The 21,210-nt window shown below is 59.9% G+C and carries 21 protein-coding genes; 16 read left to right on the forward strand and 5 right to left on the reverse strand.

Going from position 1 to position 21,210, the window contains the following annotated elements; all coding sequences use genetic code 11:
• Positions 1-13: 13 nt before the first annotated feature.
• From LG31_RS0101055 to frdD, 6 genes are all read left to right on the forward strand, one after another.
• Complete coding sequence (locus LG31_RS0101055) at positions 14-697, forward strand: glycerophosphodiester phosphodiesterase (protein ID WP_033112661.1); 684 nt, start codon at positions 14-16, stop codon at positions 695-697.
• Between the two features lie 153 nt (positions 698-850).
• Entirely contained in the window at positions 851-2,728 is a 1,878-nt protein-coding gene (locus LG31_RS0101060; RefSeq protein ID WP_033112662.1) for a methyl-accepting chemotaxis protein, read from the forward strand.
• A 510-nt stretch (positions 2,729-3,238) separates the two neighbouring features.
• Positions 3,239-5,023, forward strand: a complete 1,785-nt coding sequence (frdA, locus tag LG31_RS0101065; protein WP_005347964.1) for a fumarate reductase (quinol) flavoprotein subunit — start codon at positions 3,239-3,241, stop codon at positions 5,021-5,023.
• Positions 5,016-5,750 carry a succinate dehydrogenase/fumarate reductase iron-sulfur subunit gene (locus tag LG31_RS0101070; RefSeq protein WP_033112663.1) on the forward strand — a complete coding sequence of 245 codons (735 nt, stop codon included), beginning with the start codon at positions 5,016-5,018 and terminating at the stop codon, positions 5,748-5,750. Before frdA ends, LG31_RS0101070 begins: the two co-directional genes overlap by 8 nt.
• 16 nt (positions 5,751-5,766) lie before the next feature.
• On the forward strand, positions 5,767-6,165 hold the full coding sequence (locus LG31_RS0101075; protein ID WP_033112664.1) for a fumarate reductase subunit C: 399 nt from the start codon (positions 5,767-5,769) through the stop codon (positions 6,163-6,165).
• A 10-nt stretch (positions 6,166-6,175) separates the two neighbouring features.
• Positions 6,176-6,532, forward strand: coding sequence for a fumarate reductase subunit FrdD (frdD, locus tag LG31_RS0101080; protein ID WP_033112665.1), 357 nt, complete (start codon positions 6,176-6,178; stop codon positions 6,530-6,532).
• A 137-nt stretch (positions 6,533-6,669) separates the two neighbouring features.
• On the opposite strand, the gene LG31_RS0101085 is transcribed toward frdD, so the two are convergent.
• The 3 genes from LG31_RS0101085 to LG31_RS0101095 form a co-directional block, all read right to left on the reverse strand.
• Entirely contained in the window at positions 6,670-7,419 is a 750-nt protein-coding gene (locus LG31_RS0101085; RefSeq protein WP_152598263.1) for a substrate-binding periplasmic protein, read from the reverse strand.
• A 91-nt stretch (positions 7,420-7,510) separates the two neighbouring features.
• The gene (locus tag LG31_RS0101090; protein WP_033112667.1) at positions 7,511-8,737 is read right to left on the reverse strand and encodes a winged helix-turn-helix domain-containing protein; all 1,227 of its coding nucleotides are present in this window, start codon (positions 8,735-8,737) and stop codon (positions 7,511-7,513) included.
• A gap of 105 nt (positions 8,738-8,842) precedes the next feature.
• On the reverse strand, positions 8,843-9,436 hold the full coding sequence (locus LG31_RS0101095; RefSeq protein ID WP_033112668.1) for a TetR/AcrR family transcriptional regulator: 594 nt from the start codon (positions 9,434-9,436) through the stop codon (positions 8,843-8,845).
• 107 nt (positions 9,437-9,543) lie between these two features.
• On the opposite strand from LG31_RS0101095, the gene LG31_RS0101100 reads away from it, so the two are divergent.
• Positions 9,544-10,467 (forward strand): ABC transporter six-transmembrane domain-containing protein, encoded by a 924-nt coding sequence (locus LG31_RS0101100; protein WP_033112669.1) that lies wholly within the window; start codon positions 9,544-9,546, stop codon positions 10,465-10,467.
• Between the two features lie 28 nt (positions 10,468-10,495).
• Entirely contained in the window at positions 10,496-11,884 is a 1,389-nt protein-coding gene (locus LG31_RS0101105; RefSeq protein WP_033112670.1) for an NAD(P)/FAD-dependent oxidoreductase, read from the forward strand.
• 31 nt (positions 11,885-11,915) lie between these two features.
• Here the strand turns inward: LG31_RS0101105 and LG31_RS0101110 are convergent, their stop codons facing one another.
• Positions 11,916-12,563, reverse strand: a complete 648-nt coding sequence (locus tag LG31_RS0101110) for a class I SAM-dependent methyltransferase (RefSeq protein WP_033112671.1) — start codon at positions 12,561-12,563, stop codon at positions 11,916-11,918.
• A gap of 133 nt (positions 12,564-12,696) precedes the next feature.
• Between LG31_RS0101110 and LG31_RS0101115 the strand changes: the two genes are divergently transcribed.
• From LG31_RS0101115 to LG31_RS0101145, 7 genes are all read left to right on the forward strand, one after another.
• A complete protein-coding gene (locus tag LG31_RS0101115) occupies positions 12,697-13,368 on the forward strand; it encodes a thermostable hemolysin (protein WP_033112672.1) in 672 nt (223 codons plus the stop codon).
• Positions 13,365-14,843: an AMP-dependent synthetase/ligase gene (locus LG31_RS0101120; protein WP_033112673.1), complete on the forward strand. Its 1,479-nt coding sequence runs from the start codon at positions 13,365-13,367 to the stop codon at positions 14,841-14,843. Before LG31_RS0101115 ends, LG31_RS0101120 begins: the two co-directional genes overlap by 4 nt.
• Entirely contained in the window at positions 14,840-15,493 is a 654-nt protein-coding gene (locus LG31_RS0101125; RefSeq protein ID WP_033112674.1) for an iron-containing redox enzyme family protein, read from the forward strand. The genes LG31_RS0101120 and LG31_RS0101125 overlap by 4 nt, the downstream gene beginning before the upstream one ends.
• Before the next feature lie 18 nt (positions 15,494-15,511).
• On the forward strand, positions 15,512-16,372 hold the full coding sequence (locus tag LG31_RS0101130) for an SDR family oxidoreductase (RefSeq protein WP_033112675.1): 861 nt from the start codon (positions 15,512-15,514) through the stop codon (positions 16,370-16,372).
• Between the two features lies 1 nt (position 16,373).
• Entirely contained in the window at positions 16,374-17,006 is a 633-nt protein-coding gene (locus LG31_RS0101135) for a tetratricopeptide repeat protein (protein ID WP_033112676.1), read from the forward strand.
• A gap of 83 nt (positions 17,007-17,089) precedes the next feature.
• A complete protein-coding gene (locus LG31_RS0101140; RefSeq protein ID WP_033112677.1) occupies positions 17,090-17,776 on the forward strand; it encodes a response regulator in 687 nt (228 codons plus the stop codon).
• A complete protein-coding gene (locus tag LG31_RS0101145; RefSeq protein ID WP_033112678.1) occupies positions 17,773-19,209 on the forward strand; it encodes an ATP-binding protein in 1,437 nt (478 codons plus the stop codon). Before LG31_RS0101140 ends, LG31_RS0101145 begins: the two co-directional genes overlap by 4 nt.
• A gap of 38 nt (positions 19,210-19,247) precedes the next feature.
• Here LG31_RS0101145 and rloA3 read toward each other — a convergent pair whose 3' ends face one another.
• A complete protein-coding gene (gene rloA3, locus LG31_RS0101150) occupies positions 19,248-19,742 on the reverse strand; it encodes a retropepsin-like aspartic peptidase RloA3 (RefSeq protein WP_033112679.1) in 495 nt (164 codons plus the stop codon).
• A 395-nt stretch (positions 19,743-20,137) separates the two neighbouring features.
• Here rloA3 and LG31_RS0101155 point away from each other — a divergent pair, with 395 nt between their 5' ends.
• The gene (locus LG31_RS0101155) at positions 20,138-21,181 is read left to right on the forward strand and encodes a GMP reductase (protein ID WP_005348017.1); all 1,044 of its coding nucleotides are present in this window, start codon (positions 20,138-20,140) and stop codon (positions 21,179-21,181) included.
• Positions 21,182-21,210: the final 29 nt, after the last annotated feature.

Raw genomic sequence — 21,210 nt, forward strand, 5'->3', positions numbered from 1 at the left:
AAAGGAGCAAACCATGCAGATCATTGCTCACCGCGGGGCCAGCGGCCTGGCCCCCGAGAACACCCTCAAGGCGATGGCCAAAGCGCTGGAGCTGGGAGCACCCGCCATCGAGATCGACGTGCAGGCGGCCGATGGCGAGTTGTGGGTATTCCACGATCGGCGGCTCGAGCGCTGTACCAACGGCAAGGGGGTTCTGACCGATCAATCCCGCTCCTATCTGGAACAGCTCGATGCTGGCGAGGGGGAGATCATTCCGACCTTGTGGCAGGTGATGAGCCTGATTGACGGCAGCTGTGAGCTGCATATCGAACTTAAGGGAGCCAATACCGCTGATGCCGTCGCAGCGCTTACCAAACGGGCCGAGAACGAGCTCGGCTTCACCGCCAACCAATGGGTGGTCTCCTCATTCCACCATCCAGAGCTGGCTCGCTTTGTGACCCTGCGACCCGATATCCGGATTGGAGCTCTTACGGCTAATCTGCCGCTCGAACTTGCGCGCTTTGCCGAAAAGCTGGGAGCCTGGTCCATCAATTGCGATGTTGATTTCATCGACGCTGCGCTGGTCGATGATGCACATCAGCGCGGACTAAAGGTTCTGGTTTATACGGTCGATCACCATGCCGACCAGCAACAGCTGGCCGCTATGGGGGTCGACGGCATATTCACCAATCGACCCGACCGTTTTTTAACACTGTGAGCAACCAGCATCCAGATGGATAAGCGTGAGGTTAACCGCTAACTTTAAGTCGTAGACCGGGATAAAAAGAGTCCAACTTCGGCCGATAAGAGATGGCACATAACAATAATTCGCTCGAACACACTTCAGACTGACGCTCACAAGGAAGTAACTATGAACTTATCCATTAAAAACAAACTTGTTCTGGCTATCGGGATCATCATTCTGGTGATCACCGGCCTGCAGGTCTGGTACAACACCTCGCAGCTGCGCAGCGAGACCCAGCGACTGGTCTGGAACATCATCGACGAAAGCTCCATGGCCAACGTCAAGGGGATCTCCCGCTGGGTCGACTCCCGGATCAGCATGGTCAGCACCACCAAGGAAGCATTCGCCAAAGAAGATGAGCCCATCAGCCATCTGGCCCAATCCATGAATGCCGGTGGCTTTGACCTCGTCTATGCCGGTACCGCAGACGGCAAGATGATCCAGAGCAAACCTACCGACTTGCCCGCCGGTTATGACCCCCGTCAACGTCCCTGGTACAAGGATGCGGCCGCCGCAGGCAAGCTGGTCATCACAGCCCCCTATGCCGACATCTCCACCGGCCAGCTGATTGTCACCATTGCCGAGCCGTTCCAGCGTGGCAATACCCAGGGGGTCATTGCCGGAGACGTCTCCATCAGTTCGCTGATCTCGGACATTCTAGCGGTCACTACCGAGGGCACCTACGCCATGCTGGTGGACAGCAATGGCACCATCATCGCGCACCCTGATGCCTCTATGAGCCTGAAATCCGCCACGGCTCTGGCACCGGAACTGACCGCATCTTACATCAACCAGATCGCCCATGACGGCATGATCAACGAGCTAGTGATCAGCGGCAAGAAAGAGGTCTTTGACTTTAACGCGATCCCCAATACCAACTGGTATTACGGCATGATGGTGGATGAGGAGACAGCCTACCAGTCGGTACGACGCATGGTTACCTCATCCCTCATTCAGGGGCTCATCACCATACTGATCGTGGCTGGCTTCTCCTATGTCGCCATCAACGGCTCGCTGGCCCCTCTGAAAACCCTGGGTGAAGCGATTGCCGATCTCTCCCGTGGCAATGGCGATCTCACTCGCCGCATCAAGATCGAGCGTGAAGACGAGGTCGGCGTGGTCGCCAAACACGTCAACACCTTTATCGAGCGGATCCATGTGATGGTGCAGGACATATCAAACTCCTCCGGCCAGCTCAACCAGCAGGCCAAGTCCTCTCACAACATGGCAGAAAAGGCCAATCAGGGGCTGGCTCGCCAGCAAAACGAGATCTCCCAGATTGCAACGGCCGTCCACGAAATGTCGGCCACAGCCGTCGAGGTAGCCAGCAATGCCGAGCAGACAGCCGAAGCGGCGCGCTCCTCCAGCAGCAGCTGTGAACACGGCAAGCAGGTAATCGCCCGCAACCAGCGTTCCATCACCGATCTGGCAACTCAGGTCGAGCAGGCCTCCAACATCATTCAAGAGCTGGAGAAGAACGCACAGGAGATCAATACCATCCTCTCCACCATTCAGGGCATCGCCGAGCAGACCAACCTGCTGGCACTGAACGCCGCGATTGAAGCTGCTCGCGCCGGCGAACAGGGTCGTGGCTTTGCGGTGGTGGCAGACGAGGTACGGGTGCTGTCACAACGCACTCACAGCTCCACCGTCGAGATCCGCAGCATGATCGAAACCCTGCAGCGCAATACCCAGGGTGCGGTCAGTACCATGCATGAAGGGCAGTTGCTGGCCCAGAACAGCGTGGATGATGCCAACAACGCCACCCAGGCGCTGGAGCGGATCACCGCGTCCATCAACCAGATCTCAGACATGGCGACCCAGATCTCCAGTGCCGCCGAGGAGCAACGAGCCGTTACTGACGAGGTTAGCCGCAACATTCAGGCGGTGAAAGATGTCTCCGACGAGCTTGCCGTAGATGCCGACAGCTCACGCCATCTCTCTGAACAACTTAAAAATATTTCGGGTGAATTGAGTAATCAGGTCGGTATGTTCCGCATCTGACGATGATAAAAAAGGGGCCGTACAGGCCCCTTTGCTTTTTTAAATATCGCTTAATTATCAGTGAGTAATCTAACACTACCGTCGCCTCCCCACCTTCCTGTCACCCCCGCTATTCAGTAGCTCCCATCGGATATATTCCACTTTCCCAGCCGAGAAAAGGATTAGTAATTTTTATGCATGCATTTAAATGCCAATAATTATCATTAAAAAGTTTTAATAAAAAACTTAAAATTTTTTTCGTGAGTACCTAAAAAGAGAGGTGATTCGCATTTTATTGAAAGAAAACTACGTATAATCCGGAAGTTAAAGTCTTCGCAGCAAGGTGTTTTACTGCTCAATAACACCAAAAAATGACGAAAATTACGACATTTTCATCCAGGGATCAGGGTGTTTTAGAAAAAAATAACTACGAAAAATGGAATAAAACCAAGCTGTTTGACTTGCATCAAGCCTGAATTTTTTTCATAGAGCAAAATCGTGCCCAGCAAATCTATCCCTAAGGAGGCAGATGTGGATATTATCAAGACCGATGTAGCCATCATCGGTGCCGGCGGTACTGGCCTGCGCGCCGCTATCGCTATAGCCGAATCACAGCCAGACCTGGATATCGCCCTGATTTCCAAAGTCTATCCGATGCGTAGCCATACCGTGGCAGCCGAAGGTGGTGCCGCCGGTGTCGTTCGTGATGACGACTCCCTCGAAAACCACTTCAACGACACCGTCTCCGGTGGTGACTGGCTGTGTGAGCAGGACGTTGTCGATTACTTCGTCAACAATGCGACCAAAGAGATGATCCAGCTGGAGCACTGGGGTTGCCCCTGGAGCCGCAAGCCGGATGGCAAAGCCAACGTGCGTCCGTTTGGTGGCATGAAGGTTCCCCGTACCTGGTTCGCCGCTGACAAATCCGGCTTCCACATTCTGCACACCCTGTTCCAGACCTCCGTCAAATATCCGAGCATCAAGCGCTTCGACGAGCACTTCTGTCTTGACCTGATCGTGGAAGATGGTCGCGTTCAGGGCGTTCTGACCTTTGACATCCAGAACGGCATCACCCGCTTCATCCAGGCCAAATCCGTGATTCTGGCAACTGGTGGTGCTGGTCGTGTTTACCGTTACAACACCAACGGCGGCATCGTGACCGGTGACGGCATGGCGCTGGCCTATCGTCACGGCGTACCGCTGCGTGACATGGAATTCGTTCAGTATCACCCGACCGGTCTGCCGGGTACCGGCATCCTGATGACCGAAGGTTGTCGTGGTGAAGGTGGCGTCCTGCTCAACAAGGATGGCTACCGCTACCTGCAAGACTACGGCTTGGGCCCGGAAACCCCGATCGGCCAGCCGAAGAGCAAATACATGGAACTGGGTCCGCGCGACCGCGTTTCCCAGGCATTCTGGCAAGAGCAGCAGAAAGGCCGCGTGATCCAGGGCCCGATGGGCGATGTGGTTCACCTCGACCTGCGTCACCTCGGCGAGAAGTACCTGAAAGAGCGTCTGCCGTTTATCTGCGAACTGGCCAAAGCCTACGTCAACGTGGATCCGGCCAAAGAGCCCATCCCGGTACGTCCGACTGCCCACTACACCATGGGTGGTATCGAGACTGACAACAAGTGTGCCACCCGTCTGGCCGGCCTCTACGCCGCTGGCGAATGTGCCTCCGTCGGTCTGCACGGCGCCAACCGTCTGGGTTCCAACTCCCTGTCCGAGATCGTGGTATTCGGCAAGCTGGCTGGTGAACAGGCCGGTGAATTTGCCAAGACCCAGAAGCATGGCAACACCGAAGCTCTGGCTGCCAAGGCCGAGGCGCTCATCAAGCAGCACCTCTCCCTGCTCGACATCGATGGCACCGAAAACCCGGCCGATATTCGCAACGAGTTGGGCATGTCCATGGAAGCCGGTGTCGGTATCTACCGTACCGAAGAGCTGATGCAGGGCACCATCGACAAGATCAACGAGCTGAAAGCCCGTTACAAAAAGGTCAAGATCAACGACAAGTCCTCTGTCTTCAACACCGACCTGCTGTACGCCATCGAACTGGGCTACATGCTGGACGTGGCAGAAGCCATGGCGCACTCCGCCATCAATCGTAAAGAGTCCCGCGGTTCCCACCAGCGTCTGGATGGTTACGAAGAGCGTGATGACGTGAACTTCCTCAAGCACACGCTCTCGTTCTACCAAAATGGCGAAACGCCCTCCATCGATTACTCCGATGTGAAGATCACTAAGTCCCAGCCGGCAAAACGCGTGTACGGCTCCGAGGGTGAGAAACAAGACGAGGCTAAGAAGAATGGCTGAGATGATTGAAATTGAAATCCTGCGCTATCGTCCGGAGCAGGATAACGAGCCCTGGATGCAGACCTTCCAGGTGCCCTATCAGAGAGAGATGTCTCTGCTGGATGCGCTGCAATACATCAAGGATCACCTGGACTCTACCCTGAGCTTCCGCTGGTCCTGCCGGATGGCGATCTGCGGCTCCTGCGGCATGATGGTCAATGGCGTACCCAAGCTGGGTTGCAAGGCGTTCCTGCGTGACTATCTGCCGGGCAAGATGACCATCGAGCCGCTCAACAACTTCCCGATCGAGCGCGACCTGGTGGTCGACATGTCCGATTTCATCGAGAAGCTGGAGAGCATCAAGCCCTACATCATCCCGAGCGAGACGCGTAACCTGTGCGATGGCGAGTACATCCAAACTCCGGCGGAGATGGCGAAGTACAAGCAGTTCTCCCAGTGCATCAACTGTGGTCTCTGCTACGCGGCCTGCCCGCAGTACGGCATCAACAAGAAGTTCACCGGTCCGGCGGCACTGGCTCTGGCCTATCGCTACAACGTCGACAACCGTGATGCCGGCGCCAAAGAGCGTATGCGCATCATCAGCCAGGACGAAGGCGTCTGGGGCTGTACCTTCGTGGGCTACTGCTCCGAAGTGTGCCCGAAGGGCGTCGATCCGGCAGCGGCCATCCAGCTTGGCAAGGTAGAGAGTGCCAAGGACTACATGATCGCCATGTTCAAGCCAGATTGAGAGCAGGATTGAGACCATGAACAACACTGAAAGCAAACGTAAACCTTACGTCCGCGAAATGAAGAAAGACTGGTGGCTGAAGAACGCCTTCTACACCGGTTACATGATCCGCGAAGGCACCAGTATCTTCGTCTCCATCTACGCTGTTGTGCTGATGTGGGGTCTGATGCGTCTGGTACAGGGTCAGGAAGCGTTCAACGGCTGGCTGGAATCCCTGCAAAGCCCGATCGCTATCCTGTTCCACGTGATTGCGCTGGCAGCCTGCCTGTTCCATGCCAAGACCTGGTTCGCTCTGGCGCCGAAAGCCATGCGTATCTTCCGTGGTGAAGACCTGGTGCCGGAGAAACCGATCGTCATCGCCCAGTATGTGGCGCTGGCTGTGGTATCCCTGCTTGTCCTGATCATCGTGGCCTGAGGAGAAAACAATGAGACGTTCTGACGAGCCAATTTACTGGGGTCTGTTTGGTGCGGGTGGCATGGTCGTTGCCATGCTGCTGCCGGTCATTGTCCTCATCACCGGTCTGCTGGTACCCATGGGTATCATGGACGTAGAGACCATGAGCTATGACCGCGTTCTGGCATTCGCCAGCTCCTGGTGGGGTGCCTGCATCCTGCTGGTGATCATCGCTCTGCCGATCTGGCACGGCATGCACCGTATCTACCACGGTCTGCATGACCTGGGGATCCACACCACCAAGCTGCACCACTACGTGTTCTATGGCTTTGCCTTCCTGGTATCTGCCATTACCGTTGGTCTGCTGATGGTGCTGGTCCTCCAGTAATCACATCTGACTGATTGACCAAACCGGGCCTCGTGCCCGGTTTTTTATTACTCCAAACTAACTACAGGGGCCAGCAGGTTTGCACCGGCTGACCCTCTTTTCATCTGTTCCCTCTAAGTGACGGCCGCTGTTCGTGGTTACTCCATCGGTGGCAAGAAACGGCGCATCACGTCGTCGGTATGCCCCTCCTCCTGAAACGCCACCAGCGCTTGATTGAGAGTGTTCACCAGCTCGTGGGCGCGGGAGGACCCCTTGCTCACCAGCAGATAGAACCCTTTGCGACTGGGCAAGGCGAGGTTGATCAAGCCGCTCTCACTGCGGTATATGCCAAGGCTGATACCACTCACCAGCGGTTCGATTTCACTCGGCAGAAAGTCGCACCGATCCCGCTCCAGCATATCGATCGCCTGCTGTAGCTGTTTGACCCGACGTGGCTCCTGCGCCAGCCCATAGGGGGTGTAGTTGTAGCCAATCACCCCGCAGACCCGGGAGCGATTGACCGTCTGCAGATCCGGTGGCTCGGGGTAGCGGCGCTTGAGATAGAAAAAAGCGAGGTGGGTGTAATAGAGGGGCACGCTGTAGAAGGCGAACTCGGCACGCTCCGGCTTGTAGCTGGCATCCCAGGTCAACTCGCACAGGCCGTTCTGGTGATAATCCGCCAGCTCCTGCTGCACCCGAGCCCAGGGCAGATAGCGGATCTGGTGGGACAATCCGCTTTTTTTAAGCGCATCGAGCACCAGCGTAGTCGCCGAACCGGTCAGGCGACTGGTATCCGGTACCCCGTCCTTGCGCTCCCAGTAGGTAAATGGGGCCCACTCGTTACCCTCCCCCAGACAGATCTTCACTGGCGGCTCTTGCCCCCATAGCGCAGGGGACAAGATGGCCATCGCCAATCCCGCCCACCATGTTCCCGCTCGTTTCATCTCCCGCTCCCGAACTGTTTATCCCCCTTGCAGCTTAGTCCAGCAGGGATAGACCTCACTTTGCAAGGGCACCTTCATGCCACAACGCCAGCAAATTGGCCGGAATCGCACCATAACGAAGCTGCGGTGTCTGGTGCCAGTCAGCCAGCTTGTGCAGCGCTTTCGCCAGATCCTGCGCCAGGGTGCGGGTCACTCTCACCCCGGCTTCCAGATAGAGGCTCTTGATTTCGAACACGCCCTGCTGGCGATGGGCCTTGGCATCCATTCTGCCCACCAGCTTGCCGCGATGGAGCAAAGGCAACACGAAGTAGCCGTACTGGCGCTTGGGGGCCGGGGTATAGCACTCGATGCGATAGTCAAAATTGAACAGCTCCTTGGCCCGTTTGCGATCCCACACCAGCGGGTCAAACGGCGACAAGGCGGTGGTATGGGTCGCCTTGAGTGTGCCCGCCTGTGCCCTTGCCAGCTCATCGGCCAACGAGACGTGCACGAAAGCACCGTGCTGCCATCCCTCCACCCGCACCGGCAACAGCTCCCCCTCGTCTGCCAGCTGATGGAGCAGGGCGTCGTATTTGCCACGCCGCAGTCGATAGTAGTCCGCGACCCAGCCGGTTTTGACCAGCCCCAGCGCCCGGCAGCTGGCGCGCACCATATCCCGCTGCGCCTGCTCGATGCTTGGCAGATCCCGCTCGTCACGCCACTCGGGGAGCACCCGTTCGGCGAGGTCATAGACCCGCTGAAAGTTGCGCCGCTCCCGCACCATCAGCTGACCGGTGGTAAAGAGCACCTCCAGATGGCGCTTCTCCGGCTTCCAGTCCCACCAGCCGTTGCCCCTCCCCTCTTTGCGCTCAAAATCGGCCGCCCGCACCGGGCCATGCTGACGAATGCGTTCGATAAGCTGGTCAATCTCTTGCTGATGGCTGGCGAGCCAGTTGGCCGAAAACTTCCAGCCCATGGCGGCGGGATCGAGCATCCGGTGGCGCAACAGCCGGTAATCCTCGCGCGGCACAAAACAGGCCTCGTGAGCCCAATATTCGAAAATCTCGCCGTCGGCCAACAGCTGCTCCAGCCAGCGCGGTTCGTACTGGCCAAGCCGACTGAACAACACCAGATAGGGGCTGCGGGCCACCACCGAGATGGTATCGATCTGCAGCAGCGCCATGCGGCGAATGGTGGCCAGCAGATCGGCCGGGGTCGCCTTGCTGCGACGGGGGGCAAGCAGCCCCTGCGCCGCCAGTTGCAGATGACGGGCATCTTGCAGTGACAAATGGGTAATCGACATCAACAACCGCTCCCTGGTATCTGGCCATCGCGCGCCCGGCGGATGGCCAACAAAACCGGGGGAGGCTCCACGTAGGCACGCCTCCCCCCTTGTGTGCCTGCGCCGCTACGAGTGGGCTGGGGGCAAGACCAGCTGATTGACCACCTGCATGATCTCTTGATAAGTGGCTTCTACCGTCTCGGGGGTTGGCTCCAGAATGAGGTCATCGGCATAGCCGTTGATGAGGGAGGTGATCTGGCGCGCCAGCCGTCCGGTATCAGCGGCCATGAAGTCGCCGCTGTCGATCCCCTTTTGCAGGATCTGCTCCAGCACCTCGCGCCATGCCTGAATGGTCTTGCGGTAACTCTCGGCAAATACCGGGTCACGCAGCGACTCGTTCCATGCATCGAGATAGATGGCCCAGGAGGCATCCTGACTGGTCGGCAGGTTGTCCCGCACGAACAGTGGCAACGCTTCGCGGGCCGGCAGCGGCAGCAGCCACTCCCGCTGCTCGGCAATCTCCTGACTGGTGAAGCGCTCCACGGCGCAAAGGCAGAGCTCCTTCCAATCCTTGAAGTAGTGGTAGACGTGGCTGCGCGCCAGACCGGTGCGCTCGGCCACATCACGGGTAGAAGAGGCTGCCATCCCCTTCTCCCGAAACAGGGCCAGTACGGCCTCGATGATCATCTCTTTGCGCTGTTCTGCTGATGGGCGTGCCATCTGACCTCCTGCGATATCAATCGTTCCGCTTGACTTTGAGCGACCGCTCAAACAAACTTTGAGCACTTGCTCAAAGTTAGCATTTCCGACATCTTAGGAGATAACCCATGACAACACCAACCACTTCGGCAGCCAGTTGCAACGAGCAGGCTACGCCGTTGCCACACTCGGCCGGTCGTTCGCTGGGGGCGATTGCACGGGCCAATCCCCTCAAGCTGGCGGGCACCTTCTCGCTGGTCGCCCTCGAAAACATCCTGCTGGTGGCTTACCCCCTGTTCGCCGGCTTTGCCATCGACGCCATCGTCAAGGGAGAGTGGTGGCAGGCCTCGAGCTATGCCCTGATCGTGCTGCTGTTCTGGCTCATCGGCGCCCTGCGCCGGGCGGTCGATACCCGCACCTTCACCCATATCTACGCAGCGCTGGCGGTGCCGGTGATCCTGGCCCAGCGTCAGCAGCAGGAGGGGCAATCCACCATAGTGGCGCGGGTCACCCTGGCACGGGAGTTTGTCGACTTCTTCGAGAAACATATCCCGATCCTGGCCACCAGCCTGGTCTCCATCATGGGCGCAGCCATCATGCTGACGGTGATCGAGTTCTGGGTCGGTATCGCCTGCATGGGGGTTCTGCTGCTGTTCGGTCTGTTGCTGCCCGGTTTTTCACGCAAGAACCAGCTGCTGCATGAGCGCCTCAACGACCGGCTGGAGCACGAGGTCAAGCTGGTGACGCACGCCGAGCAAATCAGGCTGGCCCGTCACTACCGTACCCTCGCATGGATCCGTATCCGGGTATCGGATCGGGAGGCGCTCGCCTTTCTGGCGGTCGGCGTCAGCGCGGCCCTGCTCTTTTTGCTCGCCATCACCATGCTGATGGCCCAACCCCAGGTCTCCGCAGGCCATGTATACGCTGTGATGACCTACCTGTGGAATTTTGTCAGCAGCCTAGATGAGGGGCCCGGTCTTGCTGACCAGCTTGCCCGGCTGCGGGATATCGGACGCCGGGTCAATACCGCCCAACCCGATGAAATGATTTGACATTTTGTATCTGTAACCGGAGTAGAAGATGAATCCGACCACCTTTTGCCAACGAGCGTTGACCATGTGCATCAGCTGTTTTTTCCTCGCCGCCTGCGGCCCCAAAATGAGCGACTTTGAGCCCAACACCAGCTACTGGTTCAAGGAGAAACCGGCAGAAGAGAATGCCCCGCTGGCACAAGACCTGAAGGTGGATATCGCCATCATAGGTGGCGGCTACAGCGGCCTCTCCAGCGCCTGGCATCTGGCCAAGGCCAATCCGTCGCTCAAGATTGCCATCTTCGAGGCCAAACAGGTCGGCAGCGGCGCCTCGGGCCGCAATGGCGGCATGGTGCTGCCGGGCTCCGAGGTGATGGACCTCTATGAAGAGGGGGAAGCGAGCAAGCGCCACTATGATCTGACGGTCGCCAGTATGCACAAGCTGCAGGCACTGGTTGAATCGACCGGCATCGATGCCGATATGAGGCTCGATGGTTATGTGGAGGCGATCCTCGATGAGGAAGATATTCCCGAGTACCGCGACTATGTAAAAACCGCCAATCGCCTCGGCATCCCGCTGCAATACTGGAACGCCGACACCACCGAAGAGAAACTCGGCACCGACCGCTACGCAGGCGCCGTCTACGACCCCAATGGCGGTCAGGTACACGCCATGAAGCTGGTCAACGCCCTGCACAAGGCGGTGGAGCAGGCGGGCGTCACCATCTATGAACAGAGCCCGGTTCTCGGGATCAAAGAGGGGAAGCAGATCGAACTGAACGTGGCCGACAAGTACAAGGTGACCGCCGACAGCATAGTGCTGGCGACCAACGGCTATACCTCCAAGCTTGGCTACTTCAGCGGGCGGGTCTTTCCGGTACACGCCCAGAGCGCCGTGACCGAGCCACTTACCCGGGATCAGCTCAACGCCATCCAGTGGCAGAGCCGGATGCCCTTTTATGACACCCGCAACATCCTGTTTCATCTGGTATTGACCCCGGATAACCGGATCGTCATCGGCGGTGGCAATGCCGAGTACGTCTTCAACGACGGGCTCAACTATAAGGGAGACCTCAACCGGGTCAGCGCCATGATGATGAAGGAGCTGGTGACTCTCTATCCGGCCCTCAAGGGGATCAAGTTTGAACAGGTGTGGGACGGGGTACTCGGCATGACCGGCGACAGCACCGAAGCGGTGGGGGTAATGGGAGAGCACAAGAACATCTACTACGCCCTCGGCTACAACGGCCATGGCATCAACCTCTCCTTCCTGTTTGGCGACATCGTGGCCAGCCTCTATCAGGGCAAGGAGCACCCCTGGTTCAACCACGCCGAGCAGACGCTGCCGATGTGGCTGCCGCCGGAGCCGTTCAAGTCAATCGGCGTCAAGTCGGCCCTGATGTACTACCAGTGGCAGGACAAGGGCTACGACGAGTAACTGACAAGCGAGCAACAGAAAAAGGCACGCCTCAGGGCGTGCCTTTGTGCAATACCGCCACATCGGCATGAGGCAACTCAAGCTCGGCCTGCCAGCGAGCAGCCAGCACCCGAAACGACGCCTCGGAAAAGAAGACGATATGGGTAGGATCGTGGCGGTAACGCCAGTTCTTGAACCGCTCGTCACCGAGCACCCGCTGGGTTTGCAGCACCAGCATGCCGCCGGACTTGAGGCAGGCCCACAACCGGTCAAGCACGGCGCGCGGTTCGGCAATGTGCTCGATCACCTCGGTACTGGTGATGAAGTCATACTGACGCATCAGCAACTCGGGAAAGTCGGCATAGAACTTGTCATATCCAACCATGTCGTAACCCGCCTCGCGCCCCATCGCCACCAGTGCCGGGCCGGGACCGCAGCCAAAATCAAGGCCGCTGGCAGGTAGCGGCACCCGCGCCAACACCTCGCCAAAAGCCCGCATCAAAAAAGTGCGATAACGGGGGTCATCCACCCGGTTGTCGTGATCGTCGTAAACCGCCTTCTCCGCCGCCTCATCAAGATGATCGCTCGCATCCAGCCAGACCAGCTCGCACTGGCGACAGCGGTGATAGCGCTTGCCCGCCACCGGCAGGGGATAGGAGTGATGGCTGGCACAAAGGGGGCAGCAGGCAGTCGATGACATGGAATACCTCGGGATGGCGACAGGGGGGCAGCTTGCCTGCCGTGCCGGATGCTGACAACTTTTTTTTGCCGCTTAAGGGTTTCTTAAGTTTGGGCTTTTACTCTGAACCCATCGCAAGAGAAGGAGCCTCCCCATGACCACCGAGATCCAAGCCCCCTACCGGTTGATCCTGGCCGAATCAGAGCAGCAGGTCATGGCGCTGCAAGCCTATATCCAGGATGCCTACACCCTGGAGTTCAATGCCCGCATTCCCCATTTTCTGCCCTGCCTGATTGGACTCTATCGCGCCGACGGGACGCTGGTTGGTGCCTGTGGCCTCAACCGTGCCAGCAGCCAGACCGGCGAGCATCGCCTCTATCTGGAGCAGTATCTGGAGCAGCCGATCGAAGCCTCCATCGAGACTCGCCTTGGTATTCGTCCCGACCGCCAGCGCATCATCGAAGTGGGCAACCTCGCCTGTCGCGAGCCGGGCAATGCCCGCCTGATGTTTGCCGCCCTCTGCCGCATGTTGTGTGACAACGCCCTCGACTATGTGGTCTTTACCGGCACCGCCAAGCTGCGCAACAGCTTCACCCGCCTGCGCCTCAATCCGGTCGAACTGGCTCTCGCAGAGGCTCATCAGGTCGGTGCCGACGCCGATGCCTGGGGCGAGTACTACCGCTGCCAGCCCAAGGTGATGGTGGGAGATATCAATCAGGGGCGGGCAGTACTCGCCCAGAGCAGCCTGCTGCTCAACCTGCTGGCTCCCATGCCAGTGCTTTTTACCGATGCAACCCTGACCAGTGAGAAAAGGTGCGCCCAATGAGCCTGTTCGACGCCATCGCCAAACATGCCAGCGAGAATCCGCAATCACCTGCGCTGCTAAGCAGCCAGCAGCGGCTCGACTACCACAGCCTCTGGCAGCAGATCCGGCATCTGGCTGACAAGCTGCAGCAAGCCGGCATCAAGCGTCTTGCCCTGCAACTCGATAACGGTCTGCCATGGGCGCTGATGGATCTGGCCTGCACCAAAGCCGGGATCGTGGTCATACCGGTGCCCCACTTCTTCAGCCTTGAGCAGCAAGAGTGGCTGCTGGAGAGCAGCGGCGCCGATGCACTGGTTGGCCCGGCCCATCAGGGATGGCACGCTGCCGAGCCGCTCTTGCTGGTCAGCGGCGAACTGCCGCTCTGGCGCCGCAAACCGGCAAACCTCCCGGCATTGCCACAGGGCACAGCCAAGATCACCTACACCTCCGGCACCACGGGCCAACCCAAAGGGGTCTGCCTCTCGCTGGCCAGCATGATGGCGGTGTGCGAATCGCTGGCCGAACGGGTCGCGCCAGCCAAGGTGGAAAAACACCTCACCCTGCTGCCGCTGGCCACCCTGCTTGAGAACCTCACCGGCCTCTATGTGCCGCTGCTGACCGGCGCCAGCAGCCGCATCCCGTCGCTGGCAGAACTCGGCTTCACCGGCTCCAGCTCGCTCAATCCAGCCATGCTGGGGGAGGCACTGCTGCGCTGGTCAACCCATAGTCTGGTGCTGGTGCCCGAGCTGCTGCGCCTGCTGCTGGCGCTCTGTACCAGTACCCCGGTGCTGGCCCAGCAGCTGTGCGGTCTGCGCTTTATCGCCGTCGGCGGTGGCAAGGTTGCCCCCGATCTTATCGCCCATGCCCGCCAGCTTGGTCTGCCGGTCTACGAGGGGTATGGCCTCTCGGAGTGCTGCTCGGTAGTGGCCCTCAACACCATGGGTGCTGACAAGCCGGGCAGCGTTGGCCGCCCCCTGCCCCACACCCGGGTCACCATCGGTGACGATGGCGAGATCCTGGTACGCGGCAGCGCCATGCTGGGGTATCTGGGTAGCGATGAGTCAATCCCCGAGCTGATTGCCACGGGAGATCTGGGCCGCCTCGATGAAGAGGGCTACCTCCACATCACCGGGCGCAAGAAGAATGTCCAGATCACCGCCTTTGGCCGCAACTTCTCCCCCGAGTGGGTCGAGGCTGAAGCCCAGCTCTGCCCCGCCATCGCCCGTATAGTGGTGTTCGGCGATGGCCAGCCCGCCAACGTGGCGCTGATCCAGCCCCTGCCGGGCAAAGAGGCCGAGCTGCCACAACAGATCGAAGTATTGAATCGCCGTCTCCCCGACTACGCCCGCCTGCACCACTGGCTGCCGGTGGCACTCGACCAGCATCCCGGGCTGCTCACCGCCAACGGGCGGGTGCGCCGGGAAGAGACCTATCGCCAGTTTGCCCAACAGATCAGCCAGTGCCTTGCAACCGGCACCACAGGAGAATCCTCATGAGCTTCTATCAGACTCTGCAACAAGCCACTGCCACTGAGCGCGAGCACCTCTTCAAGGCCCCCATCATCGAAGCTTGCCGCCGTGGTGACATCAGTCGCGACACCTATCTCGCCTTTCTGGCACAGGCCTACTACCACGTGCGCCACACAGTCCCGCTGCTGATGGCGACCGGCGGCAAGCTGGGTCAGGAGTACGAGTGGGTACGCGGCGCCATTGCCGAGTACATCGACGAGGAGTACGGCCATCAGGAGTGGATCCTCAATGACATCCGCGCCTGTGGCGGCGATGCCGAGGCGGTGCGTCACGGCCAGCCCGGCCTGCCCATCGAGCTGATGGTCGCCTTCCTCTACGACCAGATCCAGCGTGGCAACCCCATGGGCTTCTTCGGCATGGTACAGGTGCTGGAGGGCACCAGCGTCGCCATCGCCCTGACCGTGGCCGACCAGCTGAAAAGCGGCCTCGGTCTGCCCCCGCAGGCAATGAGCTATCTCAGCTCCCACGGCACGCTGGATCAGGAGCACCTCAAGTTCTTTGAATCCTTGATGGATCAGGTCGAGAGCCCGGCGGATCAGGCCGCCATCATCCACTCCACCAAGGTGGTCTATCGCCTCTACGGCGAGATGCTCTACAACCTCACCGCCACGCCGTGACCAGAAGGAATCCGCATCATGAAACTTGAAGGAAAAACGGTGCTGCTCACCGGCGCCAGCGGCGGGATTGGCGAGGAGCTGGCCCAGGAGCTGGCAGCCCAAGGCGCCCATCTGCTGCTGCACGGCCGCCGCGCCCCGGTACTGGAGCGCCTGTGCAAGGCGCTGCCGCACCCCGAGCGCCATCAGGTGGTGATCGCCGATCTTGGCGTGCCCCACGAACGCGCCAAGTTGTTGCAGCATCCAGCACTGGAACAGGGGCTCGACATCCTGATCAACAACGCCGGCTGCAACCAGTTTGCCTGGCTGGAAGATCAGAGCAGCGAGCAGGTCGAGCGCCAACTGCTGCTCAATATCGAGGCGCCAATCCAGCTGACCCGCGCCCTGCTGCCCCGCCTGCGCAAACCGGGGATCATCATGAACATGGGGTCAGGGTTTGGCGGCATCGGCTACCCGGGCTACAGCGTTTACTGCGCCACCAAGTTCGCCCTGCGCGGCTTTAGCGAGGCGCTGGGGCGTGAGCTGGAGGGCAGCGGCATCAAGGTGCTCCACTTTGCCCCCCGTGCCACCCGAACCAAACTCAACTCCGAAGCTGCCTACGAGATGAATGCGGCGCTCGGCACCCAGACCGACAGCCCGCAGGAAGTGGCAGAAGAAGCGATCATCGCCCTGTGCAACGAGACCCGCCGCAGCTGGCTCGGTTGGCCGGAGAAGCTGTTCGTACGGCTCAATGCCCTGCTGCCCGGCATCGTCGACAAGGCGCTGGCCAAGCAGCTGCCCATCATTAAACGCTATGCCCGCCAACAGCCGGGCATGGTCGAGAGCGGCGCGGCGCTGCAGCCCGATCTCTCACGCCCCATCCCGACCAAAAAGGAACTTTGATATGAACGTTGCGCTAAAATCTGCCACCTCCTGCGTCATCGCCCTCCTGCTTGGCTCGACCTGCGCCCAGGCAGCCACAGATGCCCTCGCCCCCATTCAGCAGCAGTGGGCCGTCTGCCAGTACCAGCAGAGCGGCAACGCCAAGGAGAGCTGCCTCGAAACCCTGAGCACCCAGGCCGAAGCGGCCAGCGCCAAGGAGCCGTTTCGCACCGACCTGCTCATCTGGTCGGCCATCGTCAAGAGCACCTGGGCTGGTGCCAAAGGCGGGCTGGGGGCGCTGGGACTGGTGAAAGAGGCCAAGGCCAAGCTGGAGCTGGCCATCAAGCAGGATCCCAAGGCGTTGGAGGGCTCCGCCTACACCAGCCTGGGCTCGCTCTACTATCAGGTGCCCGGCTGGCCGGTCGGCTTCGGTGATGACGAGAAGGCGGAGCAGCTGCTCAAGCAGGCGCTGGCCATCAACCCGACCGGCATCGACCCCAACTTCTTCTACGGCGACTTCCTGCTGGATCAGGGCCGCAAGGCAGAAGCCAAAACCTATCTGGACAAGGCGATGGCAGCTCCAGCGCGCCCGGGCAGGGAAGTGGCGGACGAGGGCCGCAAAATGGAGATCCGCGAGCGGCTCGCCAAGCTGTAAAGTCCTGCCGTATCAGAGATCTATTTAAACTCTGCCCACCAGCTTGCATACTGGTGGGCAGAGTCGTTTCAAGGGGAATAACAATGCGGATCCTGCTGGTTGAAGATGATGTGATGCTGGGTGATGGCATGCAGGATGCCTTGCGCCACAGCGGTTATACGGTGGACTGGCTGCAACAGGGGTTGCCCGCCCTGACGGCACTCAAGAGCGACGAGTTTGCCGCCCTCATTCTGGACCTCAACCTGCCCGATATCGACGGTCTCAGCCTGCTGCGCAAACTGCGCCGCGAAGGGCACCAGCTGCCAGTGCTGATCCTCACCGCCCGCGATGCCCTCGACGATCGGGTCATCGGGCTGGATGCCGGCTCCGACGACTACATGGTCAAACCCTTCGCCCTGCAGGAGCTCAACGCCCGCCTGCGCGCGCTGGTACGCCGCAGCAAGGGTCAGGTGCAGGCCGTGCTGGAGTACGGGGAGATCCTCATCTACCCCGAGGCGCAGCAGGTCACCTATCGGGGCGAACCGGTCAAGCTCACCCCCCACGAATACAAGCTGCTGCAAGAGCTCATCAGCCAGAGCGGCCGGGTGCTGAGCAAGGAGCAGCTGCAGCAGAGCCTCTACGGCTGGGACGAGGGGGCCGAGAGCAACGCGGTCGAGGTGCATATCCACCACCTGCGCAAGAAGTTCTACAGCGACCTGATCCGCAATATTCGCGGCGTCGGTTACATCATTCCCCAGCTTGATCAGGCCAGCCGGAGTGTCACCCGATGAAAAAACCGCGCTCCATACGCCGCTTTCTGCTCACCGGTATTCTCACGCTGGTGGGGCTCAGCCTCACCATCAGCGCCGTCATCGGCTATCTGGAGGCGAGCCACGAGATGGAGGAGCTGTTCGATGCACGGCTGGCCCAGTCTGCCCGCATCACCGATCAGCTGCTGGAGCGCTATCTGGCCCAGCAAGGCGCGCTGCCTGCCAATGGCACCATCTATCAGGATTGGGAGGTGCAAAACCCCGACGAGTGGACCAAGGATCCCAGCTTCAATCTGAGCGGCGAGGATCGGGAACTCACCCCCTATGGTCACGAGTTCGAGCGCAACCTCTACTTCCAGCTGATCAACGACAAGGGGGTAATGCTGCTGCGCTCCCCCAGTGCCCCGGGTCAGCCACTGGTCGAGCTCACCCGCGGTTTCAGCACGGTGAAAAAGGATCACCATCAGTGGCGCACCTTCACCCTCTACAATGAGGATGGCCGCACCTGGCTGGTGGTGGCCGAGCGGGATGACGAGCGCAGTGAACTGGCCAGCAAGATGGCCGCCCTCACCATGCTCCCCCTGTTGCTGACCCTCCCCTTTCTGCTGGTGCTGCTCTGGTGGCTTATCACCCGCGGTCTGGCCCCCCTGCGCCTGCTGGCACAAGCGATTAGCGAGCGCCACCCCGCCAACCTGAGCCCGCTCAATCTCAAGACAAGTGCCCACGAACTGACCCCGCTCACCAACGAGATCAACCGCCTGATGCATGCGCTGGCCGAAACCATCGAGCGGGAGAAACAGTTCACCAACGAGGCCGCCCACGAACTGCGCACCCCGCTGGCGGTACTGCGGATCCACAGTGAAAATGCCCTGAGCGCCGAGGATGAGGAGAGCCGCCAGCAATCGATGCACAAGATGCTGCAGGCCCTCGATCGCAGCGACCGGCTGATCCGCCAACTGCTAACTCAGGCCCGTATCGACAACCAGCAAGGGGTGGTGCAGAGCGAGCTCAACCTGAGCCAGTTGCTGCAAACCTCGCTGGCAACGCTGGCCCCCATCGCCCTGAAAAAGGATCAGCAGCTCTCGCTGGAGGGGGATGAGAATCTGATGGTGATGGGTCAGGGCACCCTGCTCGATCTGCTGTTCAGCAACCTCATCGACAATGCGTTGCGCTACACCCAGGCCGGGGGCGAGATCACCGTCGAGGTACGGCAGGAGGGGCACAGGGTCAGGGTCGATATTCGCGACAATGGCCCCGGTATTCCGACCGCGGCACTGTCACGGCTGTGCGAGCGCTTCTTCCGGGTCAATCCCCAGCAGGGAGATGGCGTCGGCCTTGGCATGGCGATTGTCTCGCGCATCGCCCAGCTGCACGGCGCCGAGCTTGATGTCCACAACCGGCCGGAAGGGGGGCTGGAAGTGAGTGTGTTCCTCCCCTTACCTCCGGCAAGATAAGCGATAAACAAGCAGCCCGCGATGCGGGCTGTTTGCTATCAATGACAATTTGGCTGCACGGTGAAGGTTCGGCTGGCATCCACCGGGCCGAGATCCGCCAGCAGGCGGCGGCCAAGCAGCACCGGATAGATCATGTCGCTGCGATCCCGCAGGGTGAACCACTCCTCGTACACCTTATCCCCCAGACAGATGGACATGGTGACGGTCGGCCGCTGCTCGATGCCACCGGCGCCGCGGATGGTCACGCTCTGCTCCACCGGGCGCTCGAACTGCTGTTTGACCCGCTCACCGCTGTCGGCATCGGTCACATCCAGCATGAAGCGCACCCAGGGTTTCCCATCCCGTTTGAAGTGGACGAGGGAGCGCGCATCAAGAGAGGAGGTGAGCGCGCCGGTATCGAGCTTCATCTTCACCGCCACACCGATCGGCATGATGAGCCCCTTCTCGACCCAGCCATAGCTGGTCGGTGTTGCCGCCAGTGCGCTGCCACAGAGCCCCCACAGGATGGCGGCACTCAACAATGTTTTGCCCATCACGATCTCTCGCCTTGTCGATATTGCGCCCAGATCTATCACAGCCAACCCGGGGGTCAACCCGATTTGTGGTAACCAGCCGCAACCTGCCCGGCAAACCGCAACGGCAGACGACAGTCGGTGGCAGCAACGACGCCGATTGCATGGGGTTGAAAACAGAGAGAAAAGAGGTAAACGGAGGGCAAGATAAGGTGCTGGATGAAGCTTGTGGCCAACCTCAGGTTGTGACGCCAAAGGCTACCACAACAATGAGTGAATTATCAGTCTTGTTCTGAAGGGATTTTTGCCTACACTGTTGTAAACCGGAGGGCCTGAAAACCACCGGTTTTTTTGCGCCTGCCGAAAATTTGCCACTGCAAAAGTGACTTTCAACAAGGCTCAATAAGGAATTTGTAATGCGTATCGAAGAAGACTTGAAGCTCGGTTTCAAGGATGTCCTGTTCCGCCCCAAGCGCTCTACTCTCAAGAGCCGTTCCCAAGTAAGCCTGACCCGTCAGTTCACCTTCAAACACACTCAGACCCAATGGCAAGGCGTACCCGTTATCGCCGCCAACATGGATACCGTCGGCAGCTTTGCCATGGCGCGCACGCTGGCCGGTTTCGAGATGATGACCGCGGTACACAAGCACTACAGCCTTGAGCAGTGGCAAGCTTTCGTCAACGAGACCGATCCGGCGCTGCTGGGCCATGTGATGGTCTCCACCGGCACCTCGGCTGAAGATTTCGCCAAGACCCGCCAGATCCTCGCCATGTCCGAAGCGCTGCGTTTCATCTGTGTCGATGTGGCCAACGGCTACTCCGAACACTTCGTCGAGTTCGTGCGCAAAATTCGTGAAGCCTGCCCCAACCACGTCATTCTGGCGGGCAACGTGGTGACTGGCGAGATGGTCGAAGAGCTGATCCTCTCCGGCGCAGACATCGTCAAGGTCGGCATCGGCCCGGGCTCTGTCTGCACCACTCGCGTCAAAACCGGCGTCGGCTACCCGCAGCTCTCTGCCATCATCGAGTGTGCCGATGCGGCCCACGGCCTCGGCGGCCAGATTGTCGGTGACGGCGGCTGCACCTGCCCGGGCGATGTCGCCAAAGCCTTCGGCGGCGGCGCCGACTTCGTCATGCTGGGTGGCATGCTGGCAGCCCACGAAGAGTGCGGTGGCGAGATCGTCGATGTAGACGGCGAACCCTTCATGAAGTTCTACGGCATGAGCTCCTCCAGCGCCATGGACAAGCACGCCGGCGGCGTCGCCGAATACCGCGCCTCTGAGGGTAAAACCGTACTGCTGCCCTACCGCGGCCCGGTCGAGAACGCCGTGCGCGACATTCTGGGCGGCGTGCGCTCCACCTGTACCTACGTCGGTGCCAGCCAGCTGAAAGAGTTGACCAAGCGCACTACCTTTATCCGGGTGCGCGAGCAAGAGAACAACGTCTACGGCAAGGAGTAACCTGCTACAGACCGCCGTCACGCGCTGAC

It is taken from the genome of Aeromonas lacus, assembly GCF_000764665.1.
Taxonomy (GTDB): domain Bacteria; phylum Pseudomonadota; class Gammaproteobacteria; order Enterobacterales; family Aeromonadaceae; genus Aeromonas; species Aeromonas lacus.